Annotated in this window: 14 protein-coding genes; 12 read left to right on the forward strand and 2 right to left on the reverse strand. The window is 53.2% G+C overall.

From position 1 onward, the window contains the following. Nucleotides 1-2: 2 nt before the first annotated feature. The 8 genes from ABGI61_RS15600 (at nucleotide 3) to ABGI61_RS15635 (ending at nucleotide 8,771) form a co-directional block, all read left to right on the forward strand. Nucleotides 3-662 (forward strand): MotA/TolQ/ExbB proton channel family protein, encoded by a 660-nt coding sequence (locus tag ABGI61_RS15600; protein WP_347602898.1) that lies wholly within the window; start codon nucleotides 3-5, stop codon nucleotides 660-662. After that, nucleotides 646-1,161 carry a biopolymer transporter ExbD gene (locus ABGI61_RS15605; protein WP_347602901.1) on the forward strand — a complete coding sequence of 172 codons (516 nt, stop codon included), beginning with the start codon at nucleotides 646-648 and terminating at the stop codon, nucleotides 1,159-1,161. The genes ABGI61_RS15600 and ABGI61_RS15605 overlap by 17 nt, the downstream gene beginning before the upstream one ends. Then, on the forward strand, nucleotides 1,158-1,682 hold the full coding sequence (locus tag ABGI61_RS15610) for an ExbD/TolR family protein (protein ID WP_347602904.1): 525 nt from the start codon (nucleotides 1,158-1,160) through the stop codon (nucleotides 1,680-1,682). Before ABGI61_RS15605 ends, ABGI61_RS15610 begins: the two co-directional genes overlap by 4 nt. After that, complete coding sequence (locus ABGI61_RS15615) at nucleotides 1,679-2,632, forward strand: AgmX/PglI C-terminal domain-containing protein (protein ID WP_347602906.1); 954 nt, start codon at nucleotides 1,679-1,681, stop codon at nucleotides 2,630-2,632. The genes ABGI61_RS15610 and ABGI61_RS15615 overlap by 4 nt, the downstream gene beginning before the upstream one ends. A gap of 14 nt (nucleotides 2,633-2,646) precedes the next feature. Beyond that, the gene (locus ABGI61_RS15620; protein WP_347602909.1) at nucleotides 2,647-3,840 is read left to right on the forward strand and encodes a hypothetical protein; all 1,194 of its coding nucleotides are present in this window, start codon (nucleotides 2,647-2,649) and stop codon (nucleotides 3,838-3,840) included. Between the two features lie 3 nt (nucleotides 3,841-3,843). Further along, the gene (locus ABGI61_RS15625) at nucleotides 3,844-6,267 is read left to right on the forward strand and encodes a LamG domain-containing protein (protein ID WP_347602912.1); all 2,424 of its coding nucleotides are present in this window, start codon (nucleotides 3,844-3,846) and stop codon (nucleotides 6,265-6,267) included. Between the two features lie 9 nt (nucleotides 6,268-6,276). Next, on the forward strand, nucleotides 6,277-7,854 hold the full coding sequence (locus ABGI61_RS15630) for a hypothetical protein (protein WP_347602915.1): 1,578 nt from the start codon (nucleotides 6,277-6,279) through the stop codon (nucleotides 7,852-7,854). Between the two features lie 116 nt (nucleotides 7,855-7,970). Then, nucleotides 7,971-8,771 carry a substrate-binding periplasmic protein gene (locus ABGI61_RS15635; protein WP_347602918.1) on the forward strand — a complete coding sequence of 267 codons (801 nt, stop codon included), beginning with the start codon at nucleotides 7,971-7,973 and terminating at the stop codon, nucleotides 8,769-8,771. Nucleotides 8,772-8,789: 18 nt separating this feature from the next. Here the strand turns inward: ABGI61_RS15635 and ABGI61_RS15640 are convergent, their stop codons facing one another. Together ABGI61_RS15640 and ABGI61_RS15645 are read right to left on the reverse strand one after the other, a co-directional pair. Then, nucleotides 8,790-9,593, reverse strand: a complete 804-nt coding sequence (locus ABGI61_RS15640; protein WP_347602921.1) for a substrate-binding periplasmic protein — start codon at nucleotides 9,591-9,593, stop codon at nucleotides 8,790-8,792. Between the two features lie 102 nt (nucleotides 9,594-9,695). Beyond that, nucleotides 9,696-10,622 carry an FAD:protein FMN transferase gene (locus ABGI61_RS15645; protein WP_347602924.1) on the reverse strand — a complete coding sequence of 309 codons (927 nt, stop codon included), beginning with the start codon at nucleotides 10,620-10,622 and terminating at the stop codon, nucleotides 9,696-9,698. Between the two features lie 289 nt (nucleotides 10,623-10,911). On the opposite strand from ABGI61_RS15645, the gene ABGI61_RS15650 reads away from it, so the two are divergent. The 4 genes from ABGI61_RS15650 to ABGI61_RS15665 all read left to right on the forward strand — a co-directional run bounded on the left by ABGI61_RS15650 (nucleotide 10,912) and on the right by ABGI61_RS15665 (nucleotide 16,494). Continuing rightward, on the forward strand, nucleotides 10,912-11,838 hold the full coding sequence (locus ABGI61_RS15650) for a homoserine O-succinyltransferase (protein ID WP_347602927.1): 927 nt from the start codon (nucleotides 10,912-10,914) through the stop codon (nucleotides 11,836-11,838). A gap of 27 nt (nucleotides 11,839-11,865) precedes the next feature. Next, nucleotides 11,866-12,930, forward strand: coding sequence for a homocysteine S-methyltransferase family protein (locus ABGI61_RS15655; RefSeq protein WP_347602930.1), 1,065 nt, complete (start codon nucleotides 11,866-11,868; stop codon nucleotides 12,928-12,930). After that, nucleotides 12,930-15,551 (forward strand): methionine synthase, encoded by a 2,622-nt coding sequence (gene metH / locus ABGI61_RS15660; protein ID WP_347602933.1) that lies wholly within the window; start codon nucleotides 12,930-12,932, stop codon nucleotides 15,549-15,551. Before ABGI61_RS15655 ends, metH begins: the two co-directional genes overlap by 1 nt. A 148-nt stretch (nucleotides 15,552-15,699) precedes the next feature. Further along, nucleotides 15,700-16,494, forward strand: a complete 795-nt coding sequence (locus ABGI61_RS15665; RefSeq protein ID WP_347602936.1) for a substrate-binding periplasmic protein — start codon at nucleotides 15,700-15,702, stop codon at nucleotides 16,492-16,494. The last annotated feature ends 5 nt before the right edge of the window (nucleotides 16,495-16,499 follow it).

A 16,499-nucleotide genomic window follows, 5' to 3' on the forward strand; every position in this document is an offset into this window, starting at 1 on the left:
TCATGGAGTTGTTCAACGGCATCGTTCGGTTTTTACAGGAAGGCGGCGTGTTTATTTACCCCATCGCGTTCATTTTAGTCTTGGGTATTGTTATTGCTGTTGAGCGTTGGTGGTTTTTACGCTCAGTCTATGCGGTTAACCAACGCGCTCTGGCGCAGGTGCAGCCGGCACTGGCACAAGCCGATACCAGCAAAATTCTGCAGTTAGCGCAGCAAAGCAGTGCACCATTGATTGCCATGCTGGAAAGTGGCATACACCGGTTACGTTCGTCTACACGGCGTGAAGATATGGAATACGCCATGGAAGAGGTGGTGCTGGAGTATAGCCTGCGTCTGCAAAAGCGCACGCCGTTTCTGGCAACCTTGGCCAACGTGGCCACCCTGCTAGGACTGCTCGGTACCATCATGGGGCTTATTGCCGCCTTTTCGGCGGTGGCTAATGCCGACCCGTCGGAAAAAGCCAGTTTGTTATCGTCCAGTATTTCGGTAGCGATGAACACCACCGCCTTTGGCTTGATCACTGCCATCCCTCTGGTGTTCGTACATGCATTGCTACAGGGCAAAACCGCGACCATTATCGACACCATGGAAATGGTCGGCATTAAACTGATGAACAGTATCGCCAAGCAAACAGACGGTGGGCGGGATGATAAAGCGGCGTAAAAACCTGCTCACTGAAGCTGAGCTAGACATCACGTCTTTTATGAACTTGATGATCGTGCTGGTGCCGGTGTTATTGCTAAGTCTGGTATTTGCGCAAATCCGGGTGCTGAATATTCAGCTGCCGCCGTTAACCGAACAGCAATTGCAGCAGGAGCAGGAACAGCCACAGCTACTGGAGTTGGAAATTCACCCCGACCGGTTAAGGTTGAATTACCCGGCGGGGCAGCCGCTGCGGGTGTTTGAGCTGACGGCTGAGGGCCACTACGATTTTGCCGCCTTAAGCCTGTTTTTACAGGATTTGAAACTGACGTTGCAGCAAAAAAACATCGATAAGCAGGATATCAGTATTCTGGCGGCGGACGATCTGGACTATCAAACCCTGGTCAGTGCGATGGACACCGTGCGTTCGTTTAAAGCTGTAGTGGCCGCTCAGTTGGTTGACGCTGAGCTGTTTCCGCAAATTTCACTGGGACAGTTGCCGGCGGAGGTGAGCGAATGAAGATGTCATTTCGCGCTAAGCGCTTGGAGCGGCAAAATCAGCGCCTGGCACAGGCCAGTAAGCTTAATCTGGTCGCTCTGATGGACATTTTCACCATACTGGTGTTTTTCCTGATGGTGAATCAGTCTGAAGTCAAGGTGCTGCAAAGCAATAAAGATATCAGCCTGCCGCGCTCGGTGTCCGAGCAGCTGCCGACAGAAAAAGTGATGCTGACCATTACCGGTAGCGCTATCTTGGTGCAGGGTAAACCGGTGTGGCAGGGCGACTGGCAACAGGACAGCAGCCTGTGGCTGCCAGAATTAACCCAGGCATTAACCACTGAGCTGAATTATCTGGCCAGCCGCGCCGGGGCGCTTGATGAGACCCAGCAAGCTCTGGGCCGGCCGCTGACAATTTTAGGCGATGCGGCCACACCTTACGGTTTGCTGCGCCAGCTGATGGCCATTTGCGCGGCCACCGAATACCGTGACTTATCGCTGGCGGTAGAAGCGATGGCGCCGGCCAGGGCGGAGGCACCATGACAGCGGCAGTAGTAAGCCTGCATAGCTGGCAAACAGAAGATAAACGCTTTTACCAACTGCTGTGGCTGGGGCTATTGTTATGGTTGGTATTTGCCGTGCTGGTGCCGGCACTGCAGGTACCCGAGCGCAGCCGTGAAGTGCAGGAGCAGCTACCACCAACGCTGGCGCGGGTCATGTTAGAGCAAAAACAAATAGCGCCACCGCCTGAACCTGAGCCGCTGCCAGAGCAAAAAGCTGAGCCGCTGCCCGAGCCTGAAACCAAGCCCGAGCCTGAACCGGTAGAAGCGCGTGCTGATACGGCAAAACCCGACCCGCAGCAAGCGCGCAAGCAGGCAGAGCAGGCCGGCTTAATGGCGATGCGTGATGAGCTGGCGACACTTAGGCAAAGTTTTCAGCTGGATAACAGCGCGCCGCAGCTAAAAAGCCGTGGTGACCAGCAGGCCACACAGGTAGAACGTACTTTACTGCGTAACGAAGCCAACAAGCAATTCGCTGCAGCAGAAGCAGCGGCGGCTGCCGGCGACATCGTGCGCTCAGAGCTGGCCGACACCAGCAGCGTTGCACTGGCTGAAACCGAGCTAAAAGGGCTGTCGGCCGTGGGCAGAAAAGATGCTGGTAACACCTTGGCCGACAGCAGTAGCCAGGGCAGTAGTGCTGGGCAAGGCCGTTCAGAGGCGCAGATCCGTCGGGTGCTGGAAGCGAATAAAAGCAGCTTGTACACGTTATACAGCCGGGCACTGCGGGCTAATCCGTTGTTAAAAGGTAAAGTGGTGTTTGAACTTGTGATAAACCCGGACGGCAGTCTGGCCGATGTCAGTATAAAAAGCAGTGAGCTGAACGATGCCAAACTGGAGCGCTCATTAGTGCTGCGGTTACGCTCGGTCAATTTTGGCGCCGAAGCGGCGGCAGTGACCCGCTCGCAGTGGACGGTGGAATTTTTACCGGGCTAAACCGGAGGATACTTATGCGTAACGTGATGATGATATCCAGCTTGCTGCTGGCACTGTTGCAGGGTGCGCCGGCGCAGGCCAGCGCGCTGGAGCAGGCAAAACGGCTGCACGAGCGGCTGGCAGGCGTACCGGCTGATGCCGGCACCTTAAGCCAGATGCAAACGCTGATTGAGCAGGGTAATGCCCGCGCCGCTGCTGAGCTTGCCATGCAACACCCGGATTTTTACCGCACAACGTTAAAGTTGTTCGCAGCCCCTGCTACCAACCGCGACCTGGACGTGTTTGAGCCATTAAATGACTACACGGCGACCGTGATTGGCCTGGTGCGTGATGAGGTGGATTTTCGCCAGTTGCTGCAAACCGATATTTTATACGTGGGTGCCGACAGCCTTGGCCTGCCGCCTTATCAGAGCGATAACAATGCCCATTATCTGGCGTTGGAGCAACAGGCCGTCGACCTGGCGCAGTATTTAGAGCCGCGCTCGCAAAGCAGTTTAAATGGCATTCCGGCGGAGGCTGCTGCCGGTGTGATGACCAGTCGCGCCGCTGCCAAAGCGTTTTTTTATCTTGGCACTAACCGCGCCATGTTCCGTTTTACGCTGATGAGCCAGCTATGTACTGACCTTGAGCCACTGCAGGACATTAGCCGGCCGACTGATCGCATTCGTCAGGATGTCAGCCGCAGCCCGGGCGGCGACAGCCGCATCTTCAACAACCGCTGTGTTGGTTGCCACGCCGGCATGGACCCGCTGGCACAAGCCTTTGCCTATTACGATTATCAGTTCACCGATGAAGATGGCAGCAATGGCCGCATTTTTTATCAGCAAAGCGGGACCCAGAATGAGCTGACCCAAAGCCGGGTGCAGCCGAAATACCATATTAACGCTGGCAGCTTTCCTTATGGTTACCGTACGCCAGACGACAGCTGGGTGAACTATTGGCGTCAGGGGCAGAATATGGCGTTAGGCTGGGATAACAGCCTGCCAGGCGAAGGCAATGGCGCCAAAAGCTTAGGCCAGGAGCTGGCCCACACGGAGGCATTTGCCCAGTGTCAAGTGAAAAAGGTGTTTCGCACGGTGTGCCTGCGTGAGCCGGAAAACCTGACCGATGTCAGCACCTTACATAGCATTACCGCCAGCTTTCAAACGGGTGGCTACAAATTAAAGCAGGTGTTTGCCGACACGGCCACCTACTGCATGGGAGACTAAGCCATGAAGCATATACTGTTGCCCGTGCTGTTTACACTGCTGCTGGCCGGTTGTGGTGGCGCTGAAGTAGAGCAAAACCCACCGCCACCGGTGCAGGAAGACAACACCAACTACACCGGCCCGGCACCGCAAACGGCGGATATTCAGCTGTTTAAACTGACGCTGTGGGACAATGTTGCCAGCGCCAACCGCTGCGGCGCCTGCCATGTGCAGGGCAATACTGCGCCCTTTTTTGCCCGTAACGACGATATTAATCAGGCGTATGCTGCTGCGACAGCCTTAGTTAACCTCGCCGATCCGGCGCAATCACTGCTGGTCACTAAACTGGCTGGTGGCCATAACTGCTGGCAGGCCAGTGACAGTGCCTGCGCCGATACCATGGCGCAGTGGATCCGCAACTGGGCCAACAACAGTGAGACCGAAGCGGCTACAGTAACCCTGGTGGCACCGCCTATACGTGACCCAGGCGCCAGCAAAGTATTACCGGAGGATCCGGCGCTATTTGGCAGCACCGTTTATCCGCTGCTGCGCCAGTATTGTGTCAACTGCCACGCGCCGGATGCGGCGCAAACCCAGTCACCGTTTTTTGCCAGCAGCGACTTGGCAGCCGCCTACGAGGCCAGCCGTAAGTTGATTAACCTGGATAACCCTGAGTTGTCACGCTTTGTGGCACGCTTAGGGGGCGAGTTTCACAACTGCTGGTCAGATTGCACCGCCGATGCCGCGCAAATGCTGTCTGCCATTGAGCAAATTGCTGATAGTGTCGAGTTAACCTCAATCGACCCTGCTTTGGTGGTGTCAAAAGCGCTGCGGCTGGATGATGGCGTGGTTGCCTCCAGTGGCGGCCGCTTTGAAGCAAACCAGATTGCCTTTTACCAGTTTAAAACCGGCAGCGGCGCCATTGCTTACGATACCTCAGGTGTGGAGCCTGCGGCTAATTTAAGCCTGCAAGGCGATATTAGCTGGGTAACGGGCTGGGGTATTCAAATTAATAGCGGCCGGGCGCAGGCCAGCACACAAAACAGCAGTAAGCTGGCGAATTTGATCAATGCCACCGGCGAGCTGTCTTTAGAGGCCTGGCTGGTGCCGGCCAATGTCACGCAGGAAGGGCCGGCGGCGATTGTCAGTTATGCCGGTAGCAGCAACGAGCGCAATATCACCCTGGGGCAAAGTCAGTATAACTATGACTTTTTGCTGCGCAGTGATCAAAGCGATCTGGCGGGCTTACCCGCGGTCAGTACCGCCGATGCTGACGAAGTGCTGCAGGCGACGTTACAGCACGTGGTACTCACGCAGGACCCGGTGAATGGCCAGCGCATCTACGTTAACGGTGAAGATACCGGTGTACGCGCTCCGGCTGTGGCTATCCGCAACTGGGATAACAGCTTTGCCCTGATGCTGGGGAATGAAGCCAACGGCAACCGCCAATGGCAGGGCACAATACGGCTACTGGCCGTGCACAACAAAGCGCTGAATGCGGCGCAGGTGCAGCAGAATTACGAGGTGGGTGTGGGGCAGAAGTTTTATCTGCTGTTTGCCATTGGCGAGCTGATCAATCTGCCTGATAGCTACATCGTATTCGAAGTGGCGCAGTTTGATAATTACTCCTACCTGTTTAACGCGCCTTATTTAGTCAATCTGGAAGGCCGTACACTGTCACAGCCCCTTAATATTAGCGGTATGGCGCTGGGGTTAAACGGTAAAGAGGTGGTCACTGGCCAGGCCTGGATCAAACAACAATTCGAGCTTGGCACTGATGCTGATCTGGCCGGTGGCGCTGTGTTGTCTGCGCAAGGCACCATTATTGGCAGCGAGTTAGGTGCCCAGGGTGATGAGTTTTTCTTATCTTTTGCCCGCATAGGCGAGCTGACCAATGTCCGCACTGACAGCACGGCCCCGGTGCAGCAAATTATTGCCAGCAGCACTAACAGCAGTGATATTGGCCTTAAAACCTTTGCTGAAATTCATGCCAGTATGAGTGCGCTAACCGGCGTGCCACAGCAGAATGTTGCTGTGGCGCAGGTGTATCAGACTATTCAGCGCCAGCTGCCCTCTTCTGACAGCTTGGATACTTTTGTCTCTGCACAACAAATGGCTATCACTCAGCTGGGTATTGCCTACTGTAACGCGGCGATTGAAGATAACGCCATCCGGCAAAGCTGGTTTGCCGGTATCGATTTTACTGCAGCGCCTTCGACCACATACAGCCCGGCAAACCGGCCGCTGTTTATCGATGCACTGCTTACCCGCCTGATGCCACTGGCACCGTTAAGCTCGGCACCGCGCGCTGAGGTAGAGACTGAACTGGACGCGCTGATAGGCCGGTTAAGTAACTGTGGCGGCAGCTGCAGTAGTGATCGCAGTCGCACCATTGCCAAAGCGGCCTGCACGGCCGTGTTGGCCAGTGCCGAGCTGGTATTGCAGTAGGAGAGCAAAATGAAACGACATAAAACCTTACACCCGGATAGCCCGTTACTGCATGCCTGTCACAGCAAACCGATAAGCCGGCGCGATTTTATTGCCTGTGGCTTAAGCTATGGTGCTGCCGTGCTCACCACCGGCTCAGTGTTTGGCTTGTTTGCTAACCCAAATAAGGCCCATGCTGAACTCTCGCCGGATTTAGAGGCGCTAAAACAGCTGTGTGGTATTAATGTGCAGGGCGCCGGTAAAATTCCGTTTATCTGCTTTGATTTGGCCGGTGGCGCCAATATTGCCGGCTCTAATGTGTTGGTGGGCGGCGCAGGGGGTCAGCGCGACTTTTTATCGGTGCAGGGCTATAGCAAGCTGGGTTTGCCAGCAGATATGGTGCCGCAGGCGGTAAACAGCGCCGATCCGGCGGCAGGCTTTGTTAATGATCAGCTGGGGTTGGCGTTTCACAGTGACTCGCAAATGCTGGCCGGTATTTTAGAGCGCACCAGTTTGGCAACCCAGGCCATGACCAATGGTGCCGTGCTGCCGTCGCGCTCGGAAAACGACACCGGTAACAACCCACATAACCCTATGTATGCCATTGCCAAAGCAGGCGCCAGCGGCTCGTTAATGCCACTTATCGGCTCGCGAAACTCTGACTCCGGCGCCAATTCAATGATGCCGATGGAGTTTTATAACCCCGAGCTTAGGCCAACCAAAATAGACAGGCCCAGCGATGTCACTGGCCTGGTAGATGTGGGTGATTTATTTGGCCTGCTCAACCAGAATGATGCGGTGGCGGTGATGGAAGCGGTACAGCGCATCAGTGACAGTAAACTGGGGCGGGTCAACACTAACATTAGCCGTGATGCGGTGCTCAAAGAGCTGGTGCGCTGTGGTTATGTGAAAAGTGCCGATTTAGCCGATCGCTTTGGTAACCCGGCAACGCTGGATCCGGCTGCCGATCCTGACATTGTCGGCGCTGCCGGCATTTTTAGCGCCGAAGAATTTAATAGTGATGGTGAGTTTCGTAAAACGGCGTCGGTCATGAAGCTGGTGGTGAACGGTTTTGCCGGTGCGGGTTCTATTACCATAGGCGGCTATGATTACCATACCGGCGAACGGGGTACCGGTGAGCTGCGTGACCTGCGCGCCGGCCGCTGCATAGGGGCCTGTCTGGAATATGCTGCCCGGATGAATCAGCCGCTGATGATCTATGTCTACAGCGATGGCTCAGTGGCCAGTAATGGCCGTATTGATGACTCAGAGTTTGGCCGGGGCAAAGGCGAGTGGACCGGGGATAACTCATCCACTGCGGCGTCTTTTATCCTGGTATACAGCCCTAATGGCCGGCCTACGCTGTTAGGTGGCAGTGCTGAGCAGCAGGCCCGGCATCAGCAAATCGGCTTTATGCGGCCAGATGCATCGGTAGAAACCGGCTCGTCGGTGGCGGCCAACAACGTGAATTTGCTGGTGCAAACTGTACTGCTAAATTATCTGGCACTGCATGGTGAACAGGGGCGCTTAGCTGAAGTAGCACCTTTTCATGGGTTGGGTAATGCGGCCAGCCTGGATCGGCTTACGGCTTTTGCGCCTATTGTCTGACGCGACAGATTATTTCTGTCGCCGGCAGGCAAGTTGGCGCTGGCGCGTATATAGTTGATTAGGTTGCAGCTTAATAGCTGCCGTTAATTGGCGTTAACGCTATCGGAGCTTAAGTGATGAGATGGGTATGTCTTGCACTGCTGGGCCTGCTGCTAAGTTATCCGGCGAAAAGTTGTGTCTGGCGCATGGGCATTGAAACCAGTTTTGCGCCTTATATTATGCAGCAGGGTGATAGCTGGCGTGGCCTGAACGTTGATTTACTCTCTGCGCTGGCAACAGAGATGGGCTGTCAGCTGGAGTTTATTCACAGCCCCTGGCTTAGGGCATTAAAGCTGATGGAGCAGGGCCAGTTAGATGTGGTAACCCATCTCACCTACAATACCGAGCGCAGCCGCCAGTTTGCCTTTATTGGCCCACACCATCAGGAAGTGATTTATCTGGTGGGGATACCGCAAGCTTTTCCTAATCTTACCGAATTGTCTGAACTGAAACGCACTGGCACCACCGGCATCATTGCCCTGCTAAACGGCGCTTATTATGGTGATGAGCTGGATAGCATCTTAAATGATGCGAAAAACCGTACCCGTTTTGTTTTTATTCGCGGCAATGAAGATAAGCAGGCTTTGCTGCTCAATGGCCGGGTGCATGGTGTGCTGGAAGACATTGCAGCGTATCATTACTGGAAAAAACGCGCCAGCCTGCCGACAGCAGATTATCAACCGCTGTTTGAGGTATTTCAAAGCCCGGTCTATTTTGGTTTTAACCTAAACACCTTTGATGCACAGCAGCTTACTGCAATGGCGGCGGCCTGGCAGAAGTTGTACGACAATGGCACCTTAAAACAGGTTATGCAGCCATATCAGCTGGACGACTATCAGTTTAGCTTACCGGCACCACAGCCGAGACTGGCGCCCTAGCCGGGTAGGGTGTAAAGCTTACAGCAGCGGCGCAGGTACCAGCTTTTCGTCGGCTGCTATCTGGTATTTCCGATAAATAGCGTTAAGCTCACCCTGCTGATAGAGGCGCTGCCAGGTATCAGCGATGTGTTTAAGTTGCTTTTCGCTTAGGGAGACTTTACTAAAACCAAAATACACCGGGCTTTCGTATACTTTGAGCAAGGGCTGATAACGCTCAGCGTCCGGGTATTTATGGTGCTGCCAGTAGTGCAGTACGCTGATGTCTTCTAAAATGGTGTTAACCCGTTTTGCCCGCAGCAGCGCCAGTTTATCCTGAATACTGCTGATGCTTACCAACTGACGGGCGAAAGTGGGTTGCAGGCTTAAACGGCTAAACTCTTCGCCATAATAAGCACCATGTAAGGTAGCGATACTACCCAGATCAACGCCCTCAGCCAGCTGTTGTAAGCTTGCCGGCGCAATAATTTCGCTTGGGTCGCCCACCAGATAAATACTTTCGATATGATGCGGGCCGATAAAGGCAAATTGAGCTTTGCGCTCGTTGCTTACCGACAAGTGGCTTAGTACATCCAGCTCGCCCTGGGCACTCATTTGCAGGGATCTGAGCCAGGGGCTATTAATAAACACCAGCTCACAGTTAAGCTCTTGTGCCAACCGCTGCATCAGCTCGACACTTAACCCGGTCCATTGTTGTTGCTGCTGAATTAAATGCGGTGGAAAATCGGTTTCGGCGGACATGCGTAAGGTGCAGTCAGACTCAGTAGCACTGACCAGCAAGGGGCTAAGGCTAAACAACAGGCTTAGTGCCAACTTACGCAACATAAGGCGCTCCATGCACATTGCTATTTGCTAATGAATGTACAACAGCATGCTTTGCCTGTACAGCAACAAATGCAGGGTAACTTACCTCAGAGTAAACACGCCTTAGGGCGTTAAGCCGCTGGAAAAATACATCTTACGCTCAGCATCAATAAAAATAGCTTCATAGCCATCAATTTGCTCAATTAATGCCATGCCTTGCTTAAGTCCCAGTACAAACAAGGTGGTCGACAGCGCGTCGGTCTGGGTAGTATCGGCGCCAATGACTGACACGCTTAACGCGCCAGCCGCACTTTTACCGGTTTTAGGATCTAAAATATGGTGATAACGCACACCATCTTCAATAAAAAAGCGCTCGTAATCGCCAGAAGTACTAATGGCGCTATCTGCCAGTGGTAGGGTAACGGCATATTTGTCATCCTGTCGTGGGTGCTTTACGCCCACCAGCCAGGGCTTGCCGGTTTTATCACCGAGTAAACGGCTATCGCCACCGGCGGTAAGCTGGGCATGCTTAATACCTTGTGTTGCTAACAAGCCAATGGCGCGCTCTACCGCGTAGCCTTTAGCAATACCGCCTAAATCAATTTTAATGCCGGGCTGGCTGTATTTAACCTGCTTGTTTGCCAGTAGTTCAACGCTTTGGTAATTCACTAACTGCCGGCCTTGCTCCAGCTGACGTGCATCCGGCTTCTGGCCGCTGCGATAATCGTAGTAAAAACCCACCGAAGCGAAGGTAATATCAAAGGCGCCGTGGCTTAGCATCGAAATATGCCGCGCCCGCTGCAGCAACTGATACATCTCAGCCGAGACCGTCACTGGCGCCCTAGACGCCTCACGGTTAAGCAAGCTTAACTCACTACTGGCGATATAGGGGCTCATCAGCTGGTTAATCCGTTCAAACTCCGCCTGTACCTCGCTGATTAACCGCTGTGCCTTGCTGCTATCGTCACACCACAGCTCAATATAGGCCTGGGTGCCAAGCGTTTCGAAGGCCTGACGGTGCCACTGGGCCTGTGCAGTAGAGAGCATCATAAAACAGCCAAACAGAGCAAAACAGCCTAGGTAAACACAACGGCATAGGGTACGCACAGATAAAATCCAAAGCTAAATAGTGACATCGCATTGTTGCAGAGTCGTTAGCTTTACTCAATGTTAGCGCTTAACTTTTAACAACCTTGTGTCTGGTTGGGAATGAGGCGACTGACTGTAATTTAACGCTGACACTAATCATTTGCATATTTAGCCATCTAAACGTATAGAAGTTGACTTTGTTGCCGCTTTTGCGCAAAGTAGCGGCTATGTCAGTTAAGCGGGTGTGGCTATGCCTATTAAAGTGATCGATCAGTTGCCGGCGGTAGAAGCGCTGTCGGCAGAAAATGTGTTTGTGATGACCGAGAGCCGGGCGCAGTCGCAGGATATCCGGCCGCTGAAAATCGCTATTTTAAATTTAATGCCAAATAAAATTGCCACGGAAATTCAGCTGCTGCGCTTGCTGGCCAATAGCCCGTTGCAGGTGGATGTCGATTTGCTGCGCATTGATGACCATGTCAGCAAGAACACGCCGCCGAGCCATTTAAACTGCTTTTACCGCTATTTCTCTGAAGTGCAGCAGCAAAAGTACGATGGCCTGATTATTACCGGTGCGCCGCTGGGGCTGGTCGATTATGAAGATGTGACTTACTGGGCGCAGTTTGGCGATATATTGCGCTGGGCCGATCATAACGTCACCTCTACCTTGTTTTTATGCTGGGCGGCGCATGCGGCGCTGTATCAGTATTATGGTTTGCAGCGTGAAATCCGCGGCGAAAAATTATCCGGTGTGTACTGGCAGCAGGTTACCCAGCCGCTGTGTCCGCTGGTGCGCGGCTTTGACGACCAGTTTTTAGTGCCACATTCGCGTTATGCCCAGGTGCCAAAGCAAAAGTACCAGCAGCATGATGACTTACATATCCTGGCTGAAGCCGATGTTACCGGCGCGTATTTACTGCAAAACAGTAGTGGCAGCCGGGTGTTTGTCACCGGCCATCCGGAGTATGATCTCACCACTTTGGATGATGAATATCAGCGCGATCTGGCCGCCGGGCTTAACCCCAGATTGCCGGAAAACTATTACCGTAATAACGACCCACTGCAAGGGCCGCAAAAACTGTGGCAAAGCCATGCCTTTTTACTGTTTAGCAACTGGCTAAACTACTATGTGTATCAGGCCACGCCGTTTGAACTAAGCCAGATTGGCCAAAGCGCCTAAACCCTCGGGCAACCTAAAGAGCATTTTATGACTGCAAGACTAACGCCTGAACAATTCCGTCAGTTACTTTCACAGCGTATTGTTATTCTCGATGGCGCCATGGGCACCATGATCCAGCAGCACCGCTTAGAAGAAGCCGATTATCGCGGCAGCGAATTTGCCAACTGGCCCTGTGATGTGAAAGGTAACAACGATTTGCTGGTACTGACCCAGCCGGATTTGATTGCCGATATTCACCGCCAGTATTTGCTGGCCGGTGCTGATATTGTCGAAACCAACAGCTTTAACGCCACCACTATCGCGATGGCGGATTATCAGATGGAAGGGCTGTCGGCACGCATTAACCGCGAAGCGGCCGCGCTGGCGCGTAAAGTCTGCGATGAAGTGACCGCACTTGAACCAGACAAACCGCGCTATGTTGCCGGTGTGTTAGGGCCGACTAACCGCACGGCATCAATCTCGCCTGATGTGAATGATCCTGGCTTTCGTAATGTCAGCTTTGATGAGTTAGTTGCCGCTTATACCGAGTCGACCCGCGCCTTAATTGAAGGCGGTGCCGACATTATTATGCTGGAAACCATCTTTGATACGCTAAATGCCAAAGCTGCGGCTTTTGCTGTGCTGCAGGTGTTTGATGAAATGGGCGTTAAACTGCCGGTGATGATCTCCGGCACCATTACTGACGCCTCCGGCCGTACTTTATCCGGCCAAACCACCGAGGCGTTTTATCATAGCCTGGCCCATGTTGAGCCGGTCTGTTTTGGCCTGAACTGCGCCTTAGGGCCGGATTTGCTGCGCCCTTATGTCGAAACTCTGTCAGGTGTCTCGGAGGCCTATGTTTCAGTACACCCCAATGCCGGCTTGCCGAATGAATTTGGCGAATACGATTTAGGCGCCACTGAGATGGCCGCCGAAATTGCTGATTGGGCCAAGCAAGGCTTTTTAAATATCGTCGGTGGCTGCTGTGGCACCACGCCCGAGCACATTAAAGCCATCGCACAGGCTGTAAAAGACGCGCCGCCACGGCAGCCAAAAACGGCTAGCCATAGTTTTCATTTAGCCGGCCTTGAAGCCTTTTCTCTGGAGTGGTAATGCAGCAACAGGCCAGATTTATTAATGTCGGCGAGCGGACTAACGTTACCGGCTCGGCGAAATTTAAAAAACTGATTTTAAACGGCGATTTTGAAGCGGCGCTTGATGTCGCACGCCAGCAAGTCGAAAACGGCGCGCAAATTATCGACATCAATATGGACGAGGCGATGCTGGACAGCAAAGCCGCCATGGTGCGTTATCTGCAGCTGTTAGCGTCAGAGCCGGATATCTCACGGGTGCCGATTATGGTCGACTCGTCGAAATGGGAGGTGATTGAAGCGGCGCTAAAATGCATTCAGGGCAAGGCGGTGGTCAACTCTATCTCGCTAAAAGAAGGCGAGGCGCCGTTTTTGCAGCAAGCCCGTTTATTACGCCGCTACGGTGCCGCTGTGGTGGTAATGGCCTTTGACGAACAAGGCCAGGCTGATACCAAAGCGCGCAAGGTAGAAATTTGCGTGCGCGCTTACAAGTTACTGACAGAGCAGATTGGTTTTCCGCCAGAAGATATTATCTTTGACCCGAATATCTTCGCTGTGGCGACCGGTATTGAAGAGCACAACAACTACGCGGTGGATTTTATTGAAGCCACCCGCGAGATAAAACGGCTGTGCCCTTATGCCAAAATCTCTGGCGGTGTATCTAACGTGTCGTTTTCGTTTCGCGGCAACGATGCGGTTCGCGAAGCTATTCACTCGGTATTTTTATTCCATGCCATCGCCGCCGGCATGGACATGGGCATTGTTAACGCCGGCCAACTGGCGGTGTATGACGATATTCCTGACTTGCTGCGCGAGCGGGTAGAGGATGTGATTTTAAACCGCCGTGATGATGCCACCGAGCGCTTGCTGGATATTGCTGCCCAGTTTAAAGGCGATGGCAGCGTGGCGGAGAAGCAGGACGATGCCTGGCGCAGCCTGCCGGTCAATAAGCGGCTGGAACATGCCCTGGTAAAAGGCATCACCGACTTTATTGATATCGACACCGAAGAGGCGAGGCAGCAAGCGGAAAAACCGCTGCATGTGATTGAAGGGCCGTTAATGGACGGCATGAACGTGGTCGGCGACTTGTTTGGTGAGGGCAAGATGTTTTTACCACAAGTCGTTAAATCGGCCCGGGTAATGAAAAAAGCCGTCGCCTATTTGCAGCCTTTTATCGAGCAGGAAAAAGAAGGTGGTCAGGCGCAGGGCAAGGTGCTGTTGGCTACCGTGAAAGGCGATGTGCACGATATCGGCAAAAACATTGTTGGTGTGGTGCTGCAGTGTAATAACTTTGAAGTTATCGATTTGGGCGTGATGGTGCCGTGCGCTGAGCTGCTGCGCGTGGCGAAAGAGCAAAATGTCGATGTGATTGGTTTGTCTGGCCTTATCACACCCTCTTTAGATGAAATGGTGCACGTGGCCAAAGAAATGACCCGGCTGGGCTTTACCCAGCCGCTACTGATTGGTGGCGCCACTACCTCAAAAGCGCACACAGCGGTAAAAATTGAACCGCATTATCAGCATGGCGTGGTCTATGTGCCCAATGCCTCACGCAGCGTATCGGTGGTGCAGGCGTTAATCGGCAAAGACAGCAAAGCCGATTACTTAGCCCGCATTAAACAGGAATATATCGTAGCGCGTGAGCAACATGCCCGTTCGCGCCCCGGTGAAAAACTGCTGAGTTTCGCTGAGGCCAGAGCGAATAAATTCCAGCTCGATTTAACCAAGGTGGCACCAGCGCCAAAACAGCCCGGAGTGCATCTGTGGCAGGATGTCGATTTAAACATCTTGCGCGACTACATCGACTGGACACCGTTTTTCTTAACCTGGCAATTATCCGGTAAGTATCCGGCGATACTTAATCATGCTGAAGTGGGTATAGAAGCGCGCAAGCTGTTTAAAGATGCTAACGCTATGCTCGATCGGATGATCAATGAAGGCCATGTCAAAGGTAAAGCGGTGTTTGGTCTGTTCCCGGCCAATAGTGCTGGAGAAGATATTATTGTTTACACCGATGAGAGCCGAACGACTGAAAAAGCCCGGCTGTATAACCTGCGTCAGCAATTGCAGCTTAGAAACAATGCGCCCAACTGCAGCCTGGCCGATTTTATCGCCCCGGTGGAAAGCGGTGTAAAAGATTATATCGGCGGCTTTGCGGTGAGCACCGGCTTTGGCGCTGATGAATTTGCCGCACAATTTGCCGCCGAGCATGACGATTACAACAGCATTATGGTTAAAGCCCTGGCTGATCGTTTAGCCGAAGCCTTAGCCGAATACCTGCATTTGAAAGTGCGCCGTGAGTATTGGGGCTATGCTGCAGATGAGGCGCTTGATAACGAGCAGCTAATTCGTGAGCTGTATCAGGGCATACGGCCGGCACCGGGTTACCCGGCCTGCCCGGAGCACACGGAAAAAGGCACCTTGTGGCAGCTGTTGGATGTAGAAGCACAAACCGGCATTACCCTTACCGAAAGCTATGCCATGTGGCCGGGTGCCGCGGTGAGTGGCTGGTATTTTGCGCACCCGGACAGCAAGTATTTCGCTGTCAGCAAAATAGGCGAAGATCAGCTCAGCGACTATGCGGCGAAAAAAGGCTGGAGCCAGACAGAGGCAGAAAGCTGGCTGGCGCCGAATCTGCGCTAATCCTTTTCAGTTGCCGAACCAGATCGGCTAAGTGATTGTTATAGGGTTAAGATTTATGTTCCTGCTATAGCAAAATACTTGCCTTACCACGTTGCACTCAGGTAAAACCATCTACACTAGATGCAGTAAGCAGGTGCTGGAGCGTATTATGGTCAGGTGGGTATTGTTGGTGTGGCTGGCGCTATCGGCGCTGCTGTCGGTCCAGCAAACGCTTGCGGCACCACTGAATGTGCTGGTAGGGCAAAACAAACCGCCTTACATCAAGCTGGAAACGGTCAGTGGTTATGAGATAGAGCTGCTACGTGAAGTGGTGCGCCGCATGGGGCATGAAGCGGTATTTGTGTTTGTGCCCAATTCACGCATCCGAGGTTTGCTGGAAAGTGGTAATGGCGACATTGCCACCTTGCAGCCGAATGAGCCAGATGAGCCCGGTTTGTTCTTTTCTCAGCCTTATATTCGCTATCAGAATGTGGCGGTGAGTCGAGCCCGGGATGAATTTACCTTGCAGCACCCGGCTGATCTTGCGGCGAAGAATGTTATTGCTTTTCAGGGCGCCACTAAGGTTCTGGGGCCGGATTATCGCGACAGTGTGGCGCAAAACCCTGCCTATCAGGAAATGGTGGATCAACGCGCCCAGGTGGATATGCTGCTGTATGGCCGCACCCAGGTGGTGGTGTTAGACCGAAATATTTTTACCTTTCATATGCAAAATGCGGCACAGCCGGTTGAAGTAAGTATTCACCCGTTGTTTGGCTCAACGCTTTACCGTGCTGCGTTTCGCGATCCGGTATTGCAACGCAGTTTTGATAAAGCCTTGCTTAGCGTGTTACTGGACAACTGGTATCAGCAACTGCAGTTAACCTACTTTTTGCAGGTTAACCAGCAGCTGCCAAACCGCTTTTATTGCCCAGAGCAGGCCGCAGCGCCGGCAAACTCGCCTTAGTCAGG

This window comes from Rheinheimera fenheensis (assembly GCF_039871805.1).
Classification (GTDB): Bacteria; Pseudomonadota; Gammaproteobacteria; order Enterobacterales; family Alteromonadaceae; genus Alishewanella; species Alishewanella fenheensis.